Origin of the sequence: Carboxydothermus hydrogenoformans Z-2901, assembly GCF_000012865.1 — a bacterium.
GTDB classification, from domain to species: domain Bacteria; phylum Bacillota; class Z-2901; order Carboxydothermales; family Carboxydothermaceae; genus Carboxydothermus; species Carboxydothermus hydrogenoformans.
Genome location: NC_007503.1, coordinates 2334055 through 2353438 on the forward strand (window position 1 = coordinate 2334055; position 19384 = coordinate 2353438).

A 19384-nucleotide genomic window follows, 5' to 3' on the forward strand; every position below is an offset into this window, starting at 1 on the left:
AAGTTATGAAACCAACTCCAAAAAGGTTAAAGCCCCATTTCTGGGGCTTTAAATAAGACCTTCTTTTTTTAAGGTAAGATATAAAGCTATTTCTACCCTTTTTCGCATCATTTCACAGGAAGTTTTATAGGGCTTTAAAAGACTTCCGGTCATGTTTAAGTTGTTGGCATGACAGCCACCGCTGCAGTAATACCGGGCCCAGCAGGTAGCACATTCAGTTTTATTATAGATATGGGCATTTTTAAAGGTTTCTGGAATATCCTTACGAACTATACCTTCTTCTACATTTCCCATGCGATACTCGTCTTTACCCACGAATTGATGGCAGGGATAAATATCCCCTTCCGGCGATACGGCTATATACTCAAAACCAGCACCGCAGCCGGAAAGCCTTTTGTGAAGACACGGCCCTTCATAGGGATTTAAATTAAAGTGGAAAAACTCTACGTTTTTTCCTTCCTGCCAGAGCTTATAAAGATATTCTCCAAGTTCATCGTATTGCGCTTTTAAAACAGGTAAAAGTTCTTCTCTTAAGGCAAGGGGGGAAGAATCCGGTAATACCACCGGTTCTAATGAAATGGACTTAAATCCTTCCTGGGCTAAAGCCTTAAAATCTTCTGCAAAATCAGGGTTTTGGGCGGTAAAGGTACCCCGAATATAATAAGGACGGTCCCCCCACTTTTCCAAGAAATTTTTAATGTTGGTCAGAACCGTTTGGTACGAAGCTTTTCCCCCGGGCAAAGGACGCATCCGGTCATGAACTTCTTCCCGGCCATCTAAGCTTAAAACAATCCCCATGTCGTGCTCCGCTAAAAACTCCCGGACTTCATCGGTAAGGAGGAGAGCATTGGTGGTAAGGGTAAAGCTAATATTTTTACCAAAAGCTTTAGCTTTAGCTTTGCCGTATAAAACGGTAGCTTTGACCACTTCCCAGTTTAAAAGCGGCTCGCCCCCAAAAAAGTCCACCTCAAGGTTTTTCCGGTACCCACTGTTTTCAATTAAAAAATCAATGGCTTTTTGAGCAATCGTCAGGGGCATAAGCCCCCGTTCATGCCCGTAACTCCCGGTACCAGCAAAACAGTAGCGACAGCGCATGTTGCAGTCATGGGCAATGTTTAAACACATCGCTTTTATTTCTGTTTTTGGAGGCTTATAATTTTCTTTAAACTTATCCTCGGAAAAAAGCTGGCCTTCGGCAATCAAGGTTTTTATTTCCTCCAATGCTTCCATCACTTCGGCAGGGGAATAACGTCCTTCTAATTTTGGTAAAACCTTTTCTAAGGTAAGATCTTCTAATGGAGCTTTCCCCTGGTAGCCGTCATATTCTTTTAATATTTCGTAAGTAATTTCATCTAAAACATGGATTCCCCCGGAAAATTCGTCTACAGCAATATTTACTCCTTTATAGCGGTAAATGTGCATCATAGACCCTTCCTTCTTTATTTAAATAAAAAAATTAACCTAACCCAAAGGATTAGGTTAATCTTAGGTTAGTTCTTGCATACCTGATTTCCCACCGTGCAGGAAGTTTTGCAAGCCGACTGGCAGGATGCCTGGCAGTTGCCGCAACCTTTACCTTCAAAATGACCAAGGCTCCCTTTTAAAGATTTAATATGCTTCATTTAAAAACCCCCTTTGCCAAACTTTCCTTGATTATTATAGCTTAAATACTTTTGTAGCGTCAAATTTTTATTTTTCTACAATATTTCTATTTTAAACCAGTACTATTTTATGATAAGATTTTATTGAAGATAATTTTAAAGTCAATACTCAGATACATTTGCTGAAAGAATAATAGAACTCAGACAAATCAAAGGACTAACCACAAAAAAACTTGCTTCTGGCTATTGGAAGAAGAAAATAACTACAGGTAGGTGATGATTACATGGATATTACCAAAACCGAAGCCCGCTTAGACCAAATTACGGACATGCTAACTGAATTAATCCGCATAGTCGGCAATACCAACGCTGCAGTAGAAGGGCTTAGAAAAGATGTAGAAGGGCTTAGAAAAGATGTAGAAGGGCTTAGAAAAGATGTAGATGAACTTAAAAGCGATATGAAGGAAGTTAAACAAACGCTTAAAGAACACACAGAAAAGTTAGATTATGTCCTGTTTAAACTTGCCCATCACGATGCCGATATATTCAATCTCAAGCGTATTAAACCATAAAGCGATATTTACTCGTAGGTTACCCTTGAGGTTAAAAAAACTGCTACCACCAAAATAGATAAGGCATTAAAAAATGACACCAAAATGGCACCAAAAAAGGGTTCCGGAACCAACTAAAAGCTCCGGAACCCTTTCCTTCTTCTGGAGCGGGAAACGGGATTCGAACCCGCGACCCTCGGCTTGGGAAGCCGATGCTCTACCCCTGAGCTACTCCCGCTTATTTTCAAGGCTCCCAGCCCCCCACTTTGCCAGTGGTATCGGATTGGCCACACCTCACTATGTAATTTGATTCTCCACAACGTTGTAAATTCCTTCATATATGCGTAAAAAATTTTTTGCTACTCCATCAAATGATCTATAGCAATAATACCCTTCAATTCTCATCCATTTGTCCAACATGCATTTTAAACCCTTTTTTGTAAAACTTTTTAAAATTTTTATGTCTCCAACGTATAACAAATCAAATTTTTGCATTACCTAATATGTCAAAATATAGCTAAAGCCGAGTGTATAACTTAAATCTTTTACAGGCAAAAGTGTTTCCTTTTGGTCAGCCTCAAAATATGATGGGTAAGAAAGTAAGATGGTATTTAAACAAACTTTGGATCGTTTTCGTTGTTGAAAATAAAAAAGGGGACTGTCCTAATTCAAACAATCCCCTAAACACGTATTTAAAAAACCTGGTCACGTTTTTACTTCGTCTTTAAAAATTGCATTATTAAGCAAAAATCCTATTTTCAACCCATCTTTAAACCCCTGTTCGTATAAAAAACGAAAAACCAAAGCCTCCCTTTGCCCGACTAAGTCTTCATATTTTTCAAGCCACGACTTGTTATTATCAAGGAAACTTGAAAATATTTTTTCACATGCTATTTTCACGGAACATGTTAGTTGCTTATATTCCGAAGAAGTTGCAGCAATATGGTTTACAATTTCGTCTACTCTGTCATTTTTATAGTTTTCCAAAGCACTGTAAATGTCCCTCAAAAGATATTCCCTCCTTCATCCTCTTGTAAAAATCAATTATTGTATGTAACCTTAATTAAATCCTTTTCCCTTAATCCCTACAAAAAATATGTACGCCGCTACCATAAAATTGTAGCGGCTAATAAATACACCTGCTTTGTCAAGAAAAAGAAGGAGGCAGAAAAAGAAGGGAGAGAATGGGAATATCTATAAAACAGCACTTTTAGTGCTGTGGGAACCCCAGCAGGAATCTCAAGAGTTCTTGGTCAAAATGATGAAGGAGTTTTTTAACCCAATTTCTTCTTGAAAAACTTTTACTTGTAACATCGCCATCATAAACAATGATCCTTTAAAAAGTCAAGAAATTTTTCTTTATATCTTTTCAAACCAAATTTTTTTAAATACAGGTATATGAATTTCGGCAATGCAAAAAATAGAGTTATGAAAAAATCCAGTAACTTTCCACATTTGCAATTTAAAAAATGGTGGGATTTATCTAAACAAACTTAATTACACTTTTCACAAAAATGACTTTTTGTCAAAAGCGACCGAGCCCCTTTCCTTCTTTGAGAAATAATATTTATCAAAAGTTATATTTTTCGTTATAATTTCTTTTAACAAAATTCGATGCATCATCTATTATAAAACAAAAATAATTGCGAGCTTAGAAGAATTTATCTAAAAAAAATAGAGAGGATAAAGTTTCTCAGCCTATATTAACTTTTTTATTTCTTCAATAGAGAGCTTTGTTATCTTAGAAATCTTATCAATGCTTATAATACCTTCTTTCAGCATTTCCTTTGCTATTGCAATTTTTTCTTGCTTTGCTCCTTTTTCGATTATTATTTTGTATGTTTCGGATTCTTCAAGAAACATTTTCATCACCTCAATGTAATTTTAACAAAAAAAGAAACTACTAAACAGCCTCACGATAAACAAGGCTTCTCGCTTCCGTCTCTGTGATGTAAAAATCTTCCATAATCTCATGCACAAGTTTTTCTTTGTCTATTTTGCTTTTGTCTGCTTGTATGCTTTCTTTTTTCTTTTCTGCTTCCATTTCTTTCTCTTTTTTTATTTTTCCCGTAACACGAGACAAAAAATATGCGTTTACTTCATCTCGGAAACTCTTTTCTTGTGTTTTTTGCGTTTCTAGTGTGTCTGAGGCAAGTCCAAACTTTTTGCGGTATGTCTCTATGTCCACCGCCTCATCAATCGCATGTTGTATTTTTCTTCTTACAATCTGGTAAAAAGCCGAATCCCGTGGAGCAACCATCTCGCCGAAATCCTTATACCTGTCCTTTTTGTTCTTCTTTGGATATACTAAAATTTTCACTCTTGAAAAACCAAACTTTTTCATCTTTTCATAAGTTGCAATATTTGCTTTTATTCCATCATCCGTATTATCGTATGCTAAAATCATCTCTATATCCTTCCCAAAAACTTCCATTAAGAGTTCCATCTGCCGTTCAGATATAGAATTTCCGAGTGTCGCTACAACCGCAACGTCATCGAGACGGTAGCAGTAAACTCGTGCAGCATCCTTCGGGCCCTCGACGATCACGACTTTTTTATATTCATTCGGATTTTTTACATACTTGTAAAGGAGATAGAGATTTTCATCGCGTTTAAAACCAACAGTATTAATAATTCTCGATGTCAGCTTTTTCTTCTTATTGTTTTTTTGTTCCTCTGTAATTTCCGAGTTTTCCCAATACTGTTTTTTCCAAAAATTATCGCCCAAAACCTTATGTTCTCGTTCTTGTTCATCGTCAAAAATGCTCCGTCCCTGCAAGCCAACCACTTTCTCATTTATGTCTCTGATGGCGTAAATGACACGATAACGGAAGTCGTTCGATTCGTTGCAATCAGCCGATTCACTCCCGTCTCTGTAATAAATATCACACTCTTCCATCTCTTGTGCATTAAATCCTAACTTCTCCATATACATACATTTTCCCTTGGCTTCACTTAAGATTTTCTCAACATTCTTCTCGTTTACAAAACCCCTCAGTACTGTCTTACCCATTATTTTTTGAGTTTCTAAATCTCTTTCTTGCGAATTCTCCTCTAATATTTCCCACACAGTTTCGATATTGTCAACAAAAAGATCGGCACATTCTTTCAAAAGCCCCCAAATATCCCCCGTAAAACCACAGCGAAAACAGTTTCCATGCGGCAGGGCATCTTCATTCATAAAAATTGCAAAATTTTCGTGTTCACAAATTGGGCAAATATCAAGCTTTACAACATAATCACTAACATCTATAATTTCATACCGTTGCTTTTCTGTTTCTACTCACATAAAATAACCGTCCAATGCTCAGATTTCGTGGCCAAATAGAAAAGGAATTTGTTTAGATAATGGCGAATAATTGGAGAAAAAATCTAAAGAAGGAGAAAAAGGAAAAGTCTTCGAGTAAGGTTTACGGAGCTGACACTCCCCTTACCGAAGACTTTCCTCCATACCGTACTTTGATTGTAACTTATCTTGGAGCTTCAGTAAAGGAGTATTTAGAAAATTACTTAAATTTTTTGGAAGAAAACCAATGGTATTGCCCGGTTTGTAGTGCAAAGATGTCTTTTCACGGATGGTATCGACGAAAAATAATAACCTTAGATGGAACTACTACTAGAATTCCAATAGCCCGCTATCGCTGTTCTAACTGCCGGAAAACCCATGCCATTTTACCGGATTTTGTTGCGCCTTACCGCCATTATTCCCAGGTTTTGATTGCAGCTGTAGTTGAAGAAGTAGTTTCCAAGCAGGTACCGCCAGAACGGGTCGAGGGCAATCAGGATATTCCCACTACTCGGCGATGGATACGCCGATTTCTAAAGCGATGTCATGAGGTTATAGGCGTTTTAGAAAGTATAGCTTTTAGATACACCGGGCAAATAAAATCGCTTCTAACGGAAGCACGGTCGTCGCCCTGGGAGCAAATGCTTGCGGCTTTAGAACTACTGCCGGCGGTAAAAGCTACTTCGGTGTTTGGTGCGGTAAATCTCTGGCTGACCATGGACGTGGTCGGCCTCTGGCTTTAACTAATTTCACATAGTTTGGTCTCCTGGCCATTCTTGGGATTGTGGTATGGTGAATTTAACACCATATTTAAACAAGGAGATGGTCAGGTTGCCAAAGGAATTATCTTATCAGCAAGAAATTGCTCTTAAACGTTTTGCTCTGATAGCACCTTTGCTGGAGCCGGATTTAGAAGCGGCGGAAAAGCGCCAACGCCGGAAAGAAATCTTAGCCAGGAGTGAAATTTCCTCCCGTACCCTGCGCCGCTACTTACAACTTTACCGCCAGCAGGGTTTATCCGGTCTTATGCCAAAAATCCGGTCTGATAATGGAAGCAGTCGTACTATAAGCCATGAAATAATCGAAGAGGCGGTAAAACTTAAGGAAGAACTTCCGGAACGGAGTGTAAGCCAAATCATAGCGATTTTAGAAGGAGAAAAGAAAGTTCCTGCAGGAATGTTAGCCCGGTCTACCCTTGGAAGGCATCTTTCTCGTTTAGGCCTAACCCAAAAGGAAGCTAACCAAAAGATATCAGGGCACAGGCGTTTTGCAAAAGAACAGCGTAATCGCCTCTGGCAAGCAGATATCAAATATGGGCCGTATCTACCGCATCCAAAGAATCCCAAACGCAAAGTGCGAACTTATTTAGTGGCATTTATCGATGATGCTACTCGTCTTCTTTGTCATGGAGAGTTTTATCTTGACCAGAAGAGGCCAGTTTTAGAAGATTGTTTTCGTAAAGCCATCTTGAAACGAGGAATCCCGGATGCGGTATATGTAGATAATGGCAAGATTTTTGTTTCCCGCTGGTTTCGTTTGGGATGTGCCAGGCTGGGGATAAGGCCAATTAATACTAAGCCATATTCACCTGAATCTAAGGGGAAAATTGAAAGGTTTAACCGCACCGTTGAGTCTTTTATAGCCGAAATAGAACTGCAACAACCTGAGACCCTGGCAGAACTTAACCAGGCTTTTGCTGTTTGGGTTGAAGAAGGTTATAACCACCACCCGCACAGCTCTTTAGAAAACGAAACTCCGGCTAACCGTTTCCAGAAGGATACCCGGCGTTTACGGTTTGCCAGCCTGGAAGAATGTCGGGAAGCTTTCCTCTGGGAAGCAAGTCGTCGGGTAGATAAAACAGGATGTATCAAACTTGAAGGACGGTTTTATGAAATTGGTTTGGAATGGATACGAAAAACCGTTGATCTCCGTTACGACCCTTTTGACTTAGAAAGTATCGAGTTCTGGTATAACGGCCAAAAGCAGGGACTGGCCAAGCCTTTGGTTATCCAGGAATACAACAACCTTGCTGCAAAAAATAAAAAAGAGCAAGAAAATAAAACACCAAAAACTTCCCGCCTCTTAACAGTACTTGAAGAAAGAAGTATTGAACGCCGCCGGCGAAAATTAGGGGCCATACCCTTCCGCCAGCTGGAAGGGGGTAAGTAAAAATGTTTGAACACTTTTTTGGTTTTCACCGCACCCCCTTCGGGAGGGATCTGCCGGTAAACTCTTTGTTTACCACTCCTGCCCATGAAGAGCTGGTATCCAGGCTTAAATATGCAGCGGAAAAACGCCTCTTTGCCCTAATTACCGGCGAAGTAGGAGCAGGTAAGTCCACAGCATTACGGCAACTATTATCGCTATTAAACCCCAATAAGTACCGGGTTATTTATATTAGCGATTCTGGTCTAACTCCCAGGCATTTTTACTGGGAAGCCCTGCGGCAGCTTGACTGTGAGCCACGCTTTAACCGGGGACAGGCTAAACGTCAGCTGCATCAGGTTATCCTTGACTTAGCAGAAAATCAACAGAAAATACCGGTAGTTATTGTGGATGAAGCTCATCTCCTTGACCGGGAAATGCTTGAAGAAATACGCTTTCTTTTGAATTTTCGCATGGATTCGTATAATCCAATGAGTCTAATTCTGGTAGGTCAGCCAGAACTGCGCCGTATCTTACAACTTCAGGTTTATGAAGCTATTGCTCAGAGGATTAACCTTCGCTACCACCTTCCGCCCATGGAACGGGAGGAAGCAAAAGGCTATGTGGCCCACCATCTCAGGACAGCCGGGGCAAGTTCAGCAATTTTTACCGATGATGCCTTGGATATGGTCTATGAGTATGCTGGGGGTATTGCCCGGAAAATCAATAACCTGTGCATTGCTTGTCTAATGGCAGCTGCAGCCGAACAGAAACGGCTTATTGATGACCGTATGGTCAAGGTAGTAATTGAAAATGAATTTTCTGTATAAAATTATGTCAATGGCCAGGCAGTATAAAAAACTGCCTGGCCAAATAAAGTGAGCAATATTTGCGGCCACTTAATTTGAGCTAAATGTGGTCAATTAGTGTGAGCGGTAACACTTTTCAAAAATCTTTGCAATTCTTTCAGTGTTCCATTTTGCGTCTAAAATTTCTTTTTTTATTTTTGCAAGTAGAAATTTTTTTGAAAACAACAGAGCAAAATTCACAATATCATCCATTTCTATGTCATTTGATAAAAAGTTTTTTAGTTGCTTATACGTTTCGTAATCAGCTTTGTAAAAAATCGGATTCCATAAATAACCATCTTTTTGATTTACTGACTGTTTATAATTAAAGTGTCGTAATTGCTTCCAGTCTGCGTTTCGTAAAGCGTTTTGAATAGCTTCTTCGATAATGTCTTGAAAAGTCTTTTTTGTTTCAACTATTTCATTATAGCGTGATAAAATCTCGTTGTATTCTTTGTATAAATTTTGTATAATTTTCATTGAGCACATCACTCTCCTTTGATTAGGTTTCTTATTCTCCTTTTTTTGAGTGGTATGTACAAGGGAATAACTGGGAAACATGAAACGCAACAAAAAAATTTTCTGTAACGGGAAGAATTCCCGCTTTTTTTGTTTAGGTATGTCAGCCCGCCGTTAAGCGGGCAGTTTTTATTCTCGTAAACTTTCAAAAGTTTCTACAAGCTCCGTAATGTCGTGCAAAGACTTTACGTCAAGTATAAACGGCATTTTTTCTACGCAAATATTGTAAGAAATATCTTCATATAAAATCAAATTTTACTCCGACTTTTTAAAAAAATAAGTATACAAAATATTTCTCACCAGACGTGAGACAGACATCAAATGTTTCTGAGCAAGGTCTTGCAGTTTCTCCAACTCTTCATCCGTCACTTTTGCAACTATTTTGTGCCCTTTTGCCGTGGTAAAAGTGTAATCATTTCTGATTTCCGTGCTGTAGTCAAATTGTTCAAACAGTATCCAAAGCATAACTTTTGTTATCGTCATACCAGTTTCCTCCGAGAGTTCGCGCAATCTCTGAAAAGTCCGCTCCGAAACTACCGTCCAAAACTGCTTTTGTTTTCTCATACAGACCACCTCGCTTTTAATTCTCTACAAACATAATAGAAAAATATTCATGTTTGAGTCAAGTTTTTATTTAATATTTTTTTGCAAATATTGTCAAGTTGCAAAAAATATGATATGATGTAGCTAAGAATGATGAGTAAGACTCTGAAAGGAGCTGGTAAGAATGGTAGTTTTCGAAAAATTCGTATCCTCGAAGAGAGGGACGTTCTGGATATACGTAGTTAGGCACAGTTTTTGGAAAGCAGAAGTAGTGCTGCAGGTTCCGCACTGGTACGGTAAGAAAACAGTTTGGCGCAAAATCTTTTTCTTCCCATTTGCAGCACCACTTATTACAATTTCTGCACGGCTTGCTGAGGCATTCACGGTATAAAAACGAAAGCCCCGAAAAAATCGGGGCTTCTTTGCTTTTTACATAGCACTTTTGAGTCCTCTACTACGTTTCTCTTGAATTTTTCGCTTTAAGACTCTTAGTCTATGCCTTTTAAAAACGTGCTTTATTACCTCAACCATGCAACCTTGTCCGTGAAGATTTTAAGGTTTTACAAACTCTTCCGCTGTTTTTGCCAATTCTTCGTTTCTGCCTTCATGTATCAAAACCATACTCCCAGCAGTGCTGTTGCAGATCGAGACGAAATAGTCCGCTCCACAGTCTTTACCGTCTTGTACCTGTCTGAGAAAGATTTAGTCTTTGGAATCTTCCTTTGACATTAAGTTTTTCACACCACTTTCAACATCATCAAAATGGTTTGTTATATTTTCGGCCAGCATCAGCATCTCCTCGCTCTATCTTTGCCATACATTAATGCGAGAAATAAAGCAATATCAAATAGCTAATTTAACGCTAAGCTTAGCTCCAAAATTGCATTAGTTCAAAAACTGCAAAGCAAAATATTCAAAAACGGGGGAATTCCCTGGGAAGTTTTTTCTGCTATAGCTTATTATACTTTTGTTACGCCTTTGAAAATTATGTTTTTTGAAAATTTGGCTTTTGTTCAAATCCCCTGAGATTCCCCCGTTGTAGAAAATTTTTTTTACGTCATCCTTGTGTTGTAAGCTCAAGTTGAAAAGCTCAAGCAAATGGATTAAACTAATCTCCTAAGTTTGTTTATAAAGTTTTATAAGCAAACTTAGGAGATTGGCTACTCTACTCCTTTATGGCTCAAGCTAATGGCTTAGGCTAAATGCTAAAGCTAAAATCTTAAGCTTTTGGCTTAAGCTAAAAGTAATGTTGAAGCTCGCTTTTGTTTTTTTCTTCTCATGATCAGTTTCTTATCTCATTTTTCTAGTAAAAAAAAGAAAGGGGATCTATTCCCCTTTTAAACGATCAATTTCTGTTTCTGCCGTTTCAGGTCAAGTTCATTAAAAACCTTGACATGTAGGCTTTATAAAATGCTTTTTCATTTTTGCTTTCTTTCATTCTCTTTCATAAGTTGGCAAATAAAACTTCAGCGTAAAGTTGACAATATCGGAAGCATCTGCTTTCCTATCCGAAAACCACTCGAGATTAAAGTGAATATCTGGTATATTTATTTTAACGACATCATCATCTTTTATAATTGATACCACTTTTCTTTATATCTTTAAACCTGCCTTTTTTGAAGGTGATGATATTTCTCTTCAATATTCATTTTTTTCATTAAATTTTTTACATATCCAATTTTCAAGTGGTTCGCAAGCGTATCCTGGTCTGTATATCCCAGCGCCTCACGAACCTCTTTTTTTGTAATAATGCTTTTTTGAGAAAACTGCGTTTTTAGAAACTCACCCAGCTGTAGAACTTTTTTGTTGCGTTTGCTGCCGTGTGTTAAGTAATGCTTATAGAATTCCTCAGGATACCATGTTTCAATCTTGGCATTGGGGAAATATGTTGTTAGAAGTTCAAGCAGTACAGGTTCTCCAATAAAGCTGTAAATCTGAACCTGTTCATTTGTTGACTTCCTCAGCGCGGTCCTGCAAAAGTTCTGGATCATCTCTGTGAAAAGGTCACTTTCGATGACCCGTTTCACTTTTTCAGCAAGTACTACTGCTTTATCATCCGCACTGCTTAAATCGTCGAAATCCTGTTTGTTGCTAACTGATACGGCCTTGGCAAGATAGTATTCATCACCTTTATGGTTAATGCCAATATTTAGCATGACCGTACAGTTAGCATAAATATTTTTGCCTTTAATATTGTTAAAGTGGTCAATGTAAACACGGTTGTTTTTGTAAAACATGGTATCCATCAGTTCTTTTTTGATGGTATTAACGAGTTTTTGATAGGTTAAAATAAACACTTCTTTATCCTTAATTCCCTCCAAATCCTGAAACAGCTTCTTGAAATCAAACCTCGCACTGCTTTTTTTGCTGAAAATGTTTGTACGGCTCAAATTTACAGGGCAGTTGTAAATGGTAAGATTATCGTAGTTTCGAATCTGAGGCAAATCCAATATTGCAAACTGCCCTTCTTTGTACTCGGCGTCATATTTTGCCGTGGCATCAAAGATAATCGTCTTTAATCCGTCCAATTTGGCAAATTCAATGTAATCCGTAGTAATAGCTTGGGCTTCCAAGCCGATTTTTGTTTCTTCGGCGCGCAGAATACCGCCTTTTCTGATAAGACTTGCAATGCACTCGAGTATTTCGACATCGTTTTCTGTATATGCTTCTTCAAAAAAACTCTTGAACTTATCAGACAGCTTAAAACATGGTTCTAAGGCTGACAAAAACGGGCTTGTAAAATCAAGGTCATTTAATACAGTATTGAGCTTTTTCAAGTGGCTCATAAGGTGCTGAGCTTCTTCATACAGTTCTGATCCTGGCTGTATATAGCGTATAACTTCGTATGCCTTCCTTATGTCCTTTCTATTTACAGGCTTATTAATTGCCAGCGGTGGTTTTTCGTCAATGATAAGGATGTTTCGCTTGTGCTCAATCCCATCCTTATCGCAGAATGCCAAAAAATCTCTGAGGTGCCGTCCATAGAGCATTTCCAATCGGAATCTCTCACTGCTCATCAAAAGCACAGGATAATTTTTCTGCTCGCTAACGGCTTTTTTCATCCTGCAATCGGCGTCGCAGTTTCTGCATGCTATCCGCTGATATTCTTTGTAACCCTGCAGGCAGTGGTCGGGATAAAAGCTGTACACAGCCCTGGCTTTTCCTTTCAGCTTTTCTTCGAGGGCTAAAATATCCTTAATCCTTTCTTTAACGACTATAGCGCCAAAATTATTAAAATCATCGTCAAGTTTTAATCTTAGAAACTCTTCTATCATTGTTGACTTGCCGAGTCCCGTTTCCATTGGAACAACTACTGGTTTGCTGGAATCAATTAAGGGGAAAAGGAGAATCTTTGCGACTGTCCTTAACTGGCCGTAGTGTTCAAGGCTAACAGTTCCTCCATATGCTTTTATCTTAACCATCACAGCCATGGCTAATTTACTGGCTTCAAAAGAATCTTTAGGATAACAAATTTCATTGTATTTATAAAGCCGATGTTGAAAGGGCTGAATTTTTCCCATATGCTGTATGAATCCCCTCCCTTCTGTGGAATTCTTTTATCATTTTAGAACATTGAGAGGCTTAAACTCAAATTTTACTCCCCCCATTGTTGTTAATTTTTTTAGAAACAGATTCTGTAGATAATAACGAATGAAAAATAAAAAAGCAACTATCTTTTTGATAGTTGCGTAAATATCATTCTTTGTTAGGCTTTCCTTTTATTCTGAAAAACACAATATGGTTTCCGAGGGCTACCTTCTCTACCTTCCACTTGCCCACCATGTTTTGTGTCTATAAGCCGATGGAGAAAATGGTCGATTTATAATCCTCTCAATTTCTTTAAAAGCCAATTTTATTGAATCTTCAGTGATCCTTTTTCCAGAAAAACTAACAACTCTTCATAACCACTTCTGCGAACAAGTACACTTTTATTGTTGTATTCGTTTTTAGCAGTATTAACCTCCCTAATTAATCTTAACAATAATTTAATTATTTCCATCCCGACATAGATTACTTTCTCTTCTCCATGGTATCTAACGCCTCACACAGCTTTCCTAATCAGCTTTGCCAACATCGATGTGATATTTCAACTTAAAGGGGTGTTATTTAACTTAATCTTCCGTTTTGCCTCATCAATAAACTCTAACGTCATATTAATCCATGTATTTCCAAAATACCGAGAAAATTATCCTAACAAGCCTTGGATATTGGCAAATCTCTCGTAAAGCAGATAATGCAATAAAGCATTATATATTCACTCATCCTCTTCGTATTGGACAAGGTTTTGAACCTGCTCTTTCAATTCCTCAAAACTCAAGCCTTCACGAAACTCATGCGTATCAACAAATTCGCACTCCATGAACATTGCCCAGTATGCTTCATTTATTCTTCTTGGATATTTTGCGAGCGAGGACTCAAAGAAAGACTTATGGGTTTCATAATGGTGAGTATGTATAAAGTCATCCCATGCTTCTCTTAATTCTTCATCTTCTTTTATATCTATAATTTGAATTTGTTCTAAATTTCTTTCACCTGGGCTTCCCCAAGCTTGCTTGAGCAATTCAATAGCACTTACATCTGATTTCGGTGCACTATACCCAAAAACTGTAAAAGAATAAGCATATTTTAAATAATGCTGAATAGCATCCCACTGACTTTTGATAAATGGATCCAAATGATAATTCTTTTTTTTAATCGGATAAAGTAGCCTTGACCTTTTTAATTGCTTCCCACATTTACTACATTTATCTTTTATAAACCCCACTCTCTTACATTGTTCACACACACCAACTGCCACATTCCCATGCAAGAATAATAATTTTGGCAGTTTTGAGGTAATTTTGTATACCCTTCTATATGCTTGTAAAAGCAATGGATCCCAGTTAAACGTCGCTATAACATCTTTCTTACGAAGAGACAAAAGCAAATAATCATATATAGTTGGATAATCGGGTAATTCAAGACTACTAAAAATAATCCCATATAGCATCTTCCAGTCTCTTACATACATCCTCATATTCAGGTTTACCATGTAATTCACTATATATATCTTCCAAGTTGTCACTTTTAAAAGTTAAATTCACACCATCTAATATATTTTCAAGACCTGTTGTTTTCAGGAACCCATTCATAACGGGTAATTTTCTTCCATTCTTATCACCATTAGGTAAAGCAGCCCTACTTGCACCAGCTCCCAATATTACCACATGCGGCCGTTTCATATCTGCATTTCTAACAAGATCACCCATAGCAACACCTCGACACTCATACTCCCTATTCCACTCCCAAAGCCTTGAATACCGCATCTTCGGGCGACTGGTAAAAAGATATCTGAAACTTGGCAAACAGTTCTGGCGGAACAGTAGCGATGTCAGTAGCCGAAGACATTGGCATTAAGACTTTTTTTGCTCCTGCGTCGAAACATACCTGCAGCACATTGGCCAGTTCTTCGACTTTATTTATGGTACCACCAATACTCATTGAGCCTAAAATAACCATCTGACTCTGGCAGGGCCTGTCCAATGCACCTGAACACAAAGCAACAAATGCAGCAAGCGAAAGTTCGGATGTAAGCCCTACCCCATTAATATCTTCCACATGCATAAGGTAATCCTTTGTAGTAGTACTTATACTTCCGCTTATTTTCTTGCTGTTTGCCCTGAAAAATCTGAAAGCCGTTTCAATCGCCTCTTTAGCCTCTCTGTCTGAACCAAGACCTGTCTTTTCAAATTTTCCGCTTCCACTTACAACCTGTGTTTCAATCTTATATACCCCAATCATACCTGTTCTGCCACGTGCAACAGTATAGACATGACCTGGCTTCCCCAGCCCCTCGGGAATAATCTTGTCACCCCCTTGTTCAGGAACAGAAACAAACTGCTCATTCATAGTTTCATTGTCAATATATGAGAAGTGGACATCGTAAAACTCCATCCCGCCAATTTTCTTAAGCTGTTCTTTTACTCTTCTTCTGCCAATAAGTGCATACCTTAATATTTCTTCAATATCATCTTTGTCGAATTCTCCATTGGGGTAAATAAGCTTTACAAGTCCCGACACAGTTTTTCTTACCGCAATAACATCCCTCTGATTAAGGTTGTTCCCAAGCTTAAAATACCTGTCAAACGCATCGGAAAAAGAACGCTTCCTCATCTCGCGAAGAAATTCTGCCAAATAATCTGTAATGAATCCATACTCATCTGTGAAGAATTCTGGCCTGAATTTTGGAATCTCCCATCCAGGCAAATAATAATGTATTCTATCAAAAAAAGCAGTATCATTAGCTATTGCTTCAGGGAATGGTTCAAACAAATGAGAAGTTTTTAGTAGTGCATCAACACTCTGGTTTATATTGCCTATAAACACCATTGAAGCTGTTGCGGCTTTTTCCTCTTTTCCTCGAGCAAATGACCCTGAGGCCATATAGTCTTTCATTATTTGTATCGCGTCTTTATCTTTAAAGGAAATACCCGCCACCTCATCAAAAGCTACGCAATCCCAAAGTCCTACAAGGCCTATCTGTCTTGAAGCCATATTGTAAAATAAATTAGCTACCGTTGTCTGCCCACCCGAAACCAAAATGCTGTTTGGAGATATCTCTTTATAAATATGAGATTTTCCCGTTCCCCTTGGCCCAAGTTCGCAAAGGTTGTAATTATTTTCTACAAGGGGAACCATTCTCTCTAACATATGCCATTTAACGTTGTTGGACAATTTTGTCGGCTCTAAACCGATCGACCTTATAAGAACATCAATCCATTCATCCTTTGTAAAGTGCCTTCTGCCGACCATTATTTCTTCAAGTTCTAAGTTCGGCAACTGTATAGGAGTAAGAGAGTTTATGCAAAAAGGACTTGAACCCTTTTGTTCTTCATCAAAATAATAATCCATCTTGATGATGCACCAAATACCACCAGCTAAAAGCCTCTCATAATTCTTCACATACGAGGAAGGCATAACAACTCCCTTAATCCCAAGATTAGAAAATTCGGCTTCATATACGTCTTTCTTTTCATTGAGTTTCACCGTTACCCTGTCGATAATGGTATACCTGCCATGCTCTCGGATTTTTGACTTAACCTTCTCCGCCTCATCGGGCCTAACAAAGTTCTCTGCAAGTATGCTTTTGACCCTTTCAACTCCTTCACGTATGCTGTCCTCATCCTCGGTGGCACAATACATTCCCAGGAGGTATTCAAGGACATATACAGGCACATTAGCGCCTTCCTTGATCTTTTTCGTCAGGTCTTTTCTTACCACTCTGCCAGCAAAATGCTGATTCAATTTTGCACTTAATTCATCCATTCTATCACCGCCTCATTTTAAAACCCAAAATCTTCATTGGTAATTGCAAGATCAATGGTAAAAGGTATCCTGTCATAGATGTTCTCTACCGTTTCTTCTTCATCTTCCAGGATAAGATAATATTTTTTCGTTTTATCATACTTCATGTTCTTCAGCACAAATTTTTCTCTAAATTTTCTTTCTTCAGGATTCTCTGATTTACTGTCAGCAATAATAATATTTTCGTTTGAAACTCTGTTGCCGTCTTCATCAGCAAAATAAACCTTCAGTCTGCACGGCACCATTTTATCGCCTACCTTTTCGGTTTGGAAAAACTCAAGGTAGGTGATTGTGTTTGTTATTTTTCTTGTAAGGCTTAACAGGGTAACCCGAACCTTCTGAACATCTTTTGCGGACTTTCCGCGCTCATTCTTAAAATATATAACTGGTATCACTATTTCCTGTAGAGATGAACCCCCATGTACATAATTTGCACCAGCACCTTTTAATTCGAATCTGTTTGTGCTCCGAGGAGTAATGCATTTAAGCTGTGTAGCCTCTCCTAAAAGATACTTCATATCAAATGATAATGTGCCTTCTATTTCCATAGGCTTATCAGTTAAGATAAACCTTCTGTTTTCGTACGCATCTTCAATCTTATCCATGGAAGTTTTTTCACTCTTCTCTACACTACCACGCTTGTAGACAAAGCCATGGTCTGAAATTATATAAATATGGGTTGCGGAAAGATGATTTACAAGGTTGTTGACAAGGGACTTCAGCTGTTCAAAAGCTTCTGCCACCGCATCAAAAACTTCCCTTTCGGTCAGATAGTGATCACCTCTAGCGTCAATGCTGTTGTGATAAATATAGATCAGTTCTTTTCCACCCAGAAGCTTTCGCAAATCATCCCTGCGCAGGTCAATGATATCTTTATACTGGACTGCTATGCTTTTATTCACATGATTTTGCAATATCATGTTTCGGTTATCGGTACCCTCAACAGAAATACCGTCAACAAAAACCTCATAATCGGAATCTATCTCTATTTTTTTATGCGGCAGCAGCGCAGCCATTCCAAGTTTTGTATAAGAGGGGAGCACCCCCTGCATAGCCGAAATTTCCGTGGTTCCCCTTCTTTCAGTGTTCAGCATTTCTGCCAATTCCCTTCCAGCTTCAAACCGCAGGGCATCGGAGATAATTACAAATACCCGTTCTCCCTTATTAAGATGCGGTTTGATCTTCTCACGGAAAAATTCCCATTGACATGGGACAGAACTAATACTCCAGTATTCCTGCAGTGTTTCGATACTGTTGCTCCATTTGATTGAAAGGATATTAATAAAACCATTTATATAGGTGTTTTCTATCTTTTCTTTAAGGGCGGCAAACCATTCTTTGTTATCCAATCTGTCAAAGAAATAGATAAACTTTCTGTAAGCCATGTCAACCTTGTAATATTCTTCCGTATACTTCTTGAAGAAATCATGTGGGGGGTATTCTTTGATGGTATCCTTCTGGTTTTTCCATTCCTCAAGTAATACGCAGGCCCAGTAAAGAGCATTATATTCGTTCTCATAGTCCTCGAACCAGTGCTTTGATCTTCTATCCATTATTATCTCTTTGTACCTGTCAAACTCGCCGACATCAGAAAGCAGGTTGTCAAGAATATTTTGGATTATACCCTCATCAAATAAGCGGAAGATATCGCTGTCTTTATAGCTGTCAACATCCCATTTCGTGATATACTCTTTAAGCCTGATCTTCTCCTCCACCATTTGGGAAAGAAGCCTGAATGCCTTTTTAGTGCTGTTTCCTCCCATAAAATGGCTTAAGAATACAACCACATTGGTTTGCTTTGGTGACACAAAGGGCTCCCACTGTTTGGGCAGATCTCTCTTTAGAGAGAATGCCAACCCAGTTATCAGGAGAAAAATTGAAAGCTTCTCCAGGTCTTTTTGTTCCAGATTATAGCCATAGTACTTCCTGACAAGCTCCCAAAAAGCATTTATATCTCCAAATTTTATGATGTTTTCATAGAGAGTCGACTCACCATACGCATACTCCGCAAGCAGGGTTTTCAGTACTTCTTCCAAATCGGGATAGGGCAGCTTGCAGAGGACCGACAGTACGGCAATATCCAGGATTTCTTCGGTATAGGAAGATAAGGCATATTCCTTGAATGCTCTATACCTTTCCTTGTTGTTGAAAAATTTCAGGTACTTTTTGAAAGCATCGTGCAGGGAATAATCAGTAACATTGAGATCCATCATGATGATTGTAGCTCTATCGGTAGAAAATTCAAAGCTGTATTTTTGGATATCCAAAAGGTAATTCTCCCGAGCTTTCGGTTTGCTGTAAGGAGCATAAATAAGATAGTTGCTTTCTTTGTCCACCCGCTCAAGAATGTATTTTACATAAAAGCTATTCCTGCCATTAAGTTTAAGTATTTTAGCATTGGAAAGATTAAGAGCATCGATATCCTCTTTGAATTCTCCATTATCGTCGTACCAGAAAACAATATTCCTCTTCCTGCCGTCCGTAAGCTCTTTATTTAAAATTTCTTCAAGTTTCTTTTTAACCTCATTAAGTTCCATATTAAACCAC

General features: G+C 38.4%; 16 protein-coding genes, 1 tRNA gene and 1 pseudogene. 5 read left to right on the plus strand and 13 right to left on the minus strand.

Annotated elements, in window-relative coordinates:
- Positions 1-48: 48 nt before the first annotated feature.
- Together scfB and scfA are read right to left on the minus strand one after the other, a co-directional pair.
- Entirely contained in the window at positions 49-1425 is a 1377-nt protein-coding gene (gene scfB, locus CHY_RS12155; protein WP_011345493.1) for a thioether cross-link-forming SCIFF peptide maturase, read from the minus strand.
- A gap of 65 nt (positions 1426-1490) precedes the next feature.
- Positions 1491-1622: a six-cysteine ranthipeptide SCIFF gene (scfA, locus tag CHY_RS13080; protein ID WP_011345494.1), complete on the minus strand. Its 132-nt coding sequence runs from the start codon at positions 1620-1622 to the stop codon at positions 1491-1493.
- A 263-nt stretch (positions 1623-1885) separates the two neighbouring features.
- On the opposite strand from scfA, the gene CHY_RS12160 reads away from it, so the two are divergent.
- Positions 1886-2173 carry a hypothetical protein gene (locus CHY_RS12160; protein ID WP_011345495.1) on the plus strand — a complete coding sequence of 96 codons (288 nt, stop codon included), beginning with the start codon at positions 1886-1888 and terminating at the stop codon, positions 2171-2173.
- A gap of 142 nt (positions 2174-2315) precedes the next feature.
- Here CHY_RS12160 and CHY_RS12165 read toward each other — a convergent pair.
- From CHY_RS12165 to CHY_RS12175, 4 genes and pseudogenes are all read right to left on the minus strand, one after another.
- Positions 2316-2390: transfer RNA gene (locus tag CHY_RS12165), tRNA-Gly, on the minus strand.
- A 467-nt stretch (positions 2391-2857) separates the two neighbouring features.
- Positions 2858-3160 carry a hypothetical protein gene (locus CHY_RS12170; protein WP_011345499.1) on the minus strand — a complete coding sequence of 101 codons (303 nt, stop codon included), beginning with the start codon at positions 3158-3160 and terminating at the stop codon, positions 2858-2860.
- A 690-nt stretch (positions 3161-3850) separates the two neighbouring features.
- Positions 3851-4033, minus strand: a pseudogene (locus tag CHY_RS13265) (DUF4351 domain-containing protein); the annotation flags it as partial.
- Positions 4034-4055: 22 nt separating this feature from the next.
- On the minus strand, positions 4056-5333 hold the full coding sequence (locus CHY_RS12175) for a toprim domain-containing protein (RefSeq protein ID WP_011345505.1): 1278 nt from the start codon (positions 5331-5333) through the stop codon (positions 4056-4058).
- 167 nt (positions 5334-5500) lie between these two features.
- Between CHY_RS12175 and CHY_RS12180 the strand changes: the two genes are divergently transcribed.
- The 3 genes from CHY_RS12180 to CHY_RS12190 all read left to right on the plus strand — a co-directional run bounded on the left by CHY_RS12180 (position 5501) and on the right by CHY_RS12190 (position 8413).
- Entirely contained in the window at positions 5501-6181 is a 681-nt protein-coding gene (locus CHY_RS12180) for a DUF6431 domain-containing protein (protein ID WP_011344161.1), read from the plus strand.
- Positions 6182-6260: 79 nt separating this feature from the next.
- The gene (locus CHY_RS12185; protein WP_011344162.1) at positions 6261-7607 is read left to right on the plus strand and encodes an IS481-like element ISChy3 family transposase; all 1347 of its coding nucleotides are present in this window, start codon (positions 6261-6263) and stop codon (positions 7605-7607) included.
- A gap of 2 nt (positions 7608-7609) precedes the next feature.
- Positions 7610-8413: an ExeA family protein gene (locus tag CHY_RS12190; protein WP_011344163.1), complete on the plus strand. Its 804-nt coding sequence runs from the start codon at positions 7610-7612 to the stop codon at positions 8411-8413.
- A 93-nt stretch (positions 8414-8506) separates the two neighbouring features.
- Here the strand turns inward: CHY_RS12190 and CHY_RS12195 are convergent, their stop codons facing one another.
- A complete protein-coding gene (locus CHY_RS12195; protein ID WP_041537778.1) occupies positions 8507-8911 on the minus strand; it encodes a hypothetical protein in 405 nt (134 codons plus the stop codon).
- Between the two features lie 294 nt (positions 8912-9205).
- Positions 9206-9433: a hypothetical protein gene (locus CHY_RS12200; RefSeq protein WP_226986709.1), complete on the minus strand. Its 228-nt coding sequence runs from the start codon at positions 9431-9433 to the stop codon at positions 9206-9208.
- Between the two features lie 244 nt (positions 9434-9677).
- Here CHY_RS12200 and CHY_RS12205 point away from each other — a divergent pair, with 244 nt between their 5' ends.
- A complete protein-coding gene (locus CHY_RS12205) occupies positions 9678-9884 on the plus strand; it encodes a hypothetical protein (RefSeq protein WP_041537779.1) in 207 nt (68 codons plus the stop codon).
- Positions 9885-11094: 1210 nt separating this feature from the next.
- Here CHY_RS12205 and CHY_RS12210 read toward each other — a convergent pair.
- The 5 genes from CHY_RS12210 to pglZ form a co-directional block, all read right to left on the minus strand.
- A complete protein-coding gene (locus tag CHY_RS12210; protein ID WP_011345512.1) occupies positions 11095-13014 on the minus strand; it encodes a hypothetical protein in 1920 nt (639 codons plus the stop codon).
- Positions 13015-13748: 734 nt separating this feature from the next.
- Entirely contained in the window at positions 13749-14483 is a 735-nt protein-coding gene (locus tag CHY_RS12215; protein ID WP_226986710.1) for a hypothetical protein, read from the minus strand.
- Complete coding sequence (locus tag CHY_RS13430; protein WP_226986711.1) at positions 14461-14742, minus strand: hypothetical protein; 282 nt, start codon at positions 14740-14742, stop codon at positions 14461-14463. The genes CHY_RS12215 and CHY_RS13430 overlap by 23 nt, the downstream gene beginning before the upstream one ends.
- A 25-nt stretch (positions 14743-14767) precedes the next feature.
- On the minus strand, positions 14768-16798 hold the full coding sequence (gene brxL / locus CHY_RS12220; RefSeq protein ID WP_011345514.1) for a protease Lon-related BREX system protein BrxL: 2031 nt from the start codon (positions 16796-16798) through the stop codon (positions 14768-14770).
- 17 nt (positions 16799-16815) lie between these two features.
- Entirely contained in the window at positions 16816-19374 is a 2559-nt protein-coding gene (gene pglZ / locus CHY_RS12225; RefSeq protein ID WP_011345515.1) for a BREX-1 system phosphatase PglZ type A, read from the minus strand.
- Positions 19375-19384: the final 10 nt, after the last annotated feature.

What these genes read in the sequence shown, in the direction of transcription:
- CHY_RS12190 (WP_011344163.1), top strand. Translation starts at nt 7,610, where the DNA reads ATGTTTGAACACTTTTTTGGTTTTCACCGCACCCCCTTCGGGAGGGAT.
- CHY_RS12205 (WP_041537779.1), top strand. Translation starts at nt 9,678, where the DNA reads ATGGTAGTTTTCGAAAAATTCGTATCCTCGAAGAGAGGGACGTTCTGG.
- CHY_RS12185 (WP_011344162.1), top strand. Translation starts at nt 6,261, where the DNA reads ATGGTCAGGTTGCCAAAGGAATTATCTTATCAGCAAGAAATTGCTCTT.
- scfB (WP_011345493.1), bottom strand. Translation starts at nt 1,425, where the DNA reads ATGATGCACATTTACCGCTATAAAGGAGTAAATATTGCTGTAGACGAA.
- CHY_RS12200 (WP_226986709.1), bottom strand. Translation starts at nt 9,433, where the DNA reads ATGACGATAACAAAAGTTATGCTTTGGATACTGTTTGAACAATTTGAC.
- CHY_RS12210 (WP_011345512.1), bottom strand. Translation starts at nt 13,014, where the DNA reads ATGGGAAAAATTCAGCCCTTTCAACATCGGCTTTATAAATACAATGAA.
- CHY_RS12180 (WP_011344161.1), top strand. Translation starts at nt 5,501, where the DNA reads ATGGCGAATAATTGGAGAAAAAATCTAAAGAAGGAGAAAAAGGAAAAG.
- scfA (WP_011345494.1), bottom strand. Translation starts at nt 1,622, where the DNA reads ATGAAGCATATTAAATCTTTAAAAGGGAGCCTTGGTCATTTTGAAGGT.
- pglZ (WP_011345515.1), bottom strand. Translation starts at nt 19,374, where the DNA reads ATGGAACTTAATGAGGTTAAAAAGAAACTTGAAGAAATTTTAAATAAA.
- CHY_RS12160 (WP_011345495.1), top strand. Translation starts at nt 1,886, where the DNA reads ATGGATATTACCAAAACCGAAGCCCGCTTAGACCAAATTACGGACATG.
- CHY_RS13430 (WP_226986711.1), bottom strand. Translation starts at nt 14,742, where the DNA reads ATGGGTGATCTTGTTAGAAATGCAGATATGAAACGGCCGCATGTGGTA.
- CHY_RS12175 (WP_011345505.1), bottom strand. Translation starts at nt 5,333, where the DNA reads ATGAATGAAGATGCCCTGCCGCATGGAAACTGTTTTCGCTGTGGTTTT.
- CHY_RS12215 (WP_226986710.1), bottom strand. Translation starts at nt 14,483, where the DNA reads ATGCTATATGGGATTATTTTTAGTAGTCTTGAATTACCCGATTATCCA.
- brxL (WP_011345514.1), bottom strand. Translation starts at nt 16,798, where the DNA reads ATGGATGAATTAAGTGCAAAATTGAATCAGCATTTTGCTGGCAGAGTG.
- CHY_RS12195 (WP_041537778.1), bottom strand. Translation starts at nt 8,911, where the DNA reads ATGAAAATTATACAAAATTTATACAAAGAATACAACGAGATTTTATCA.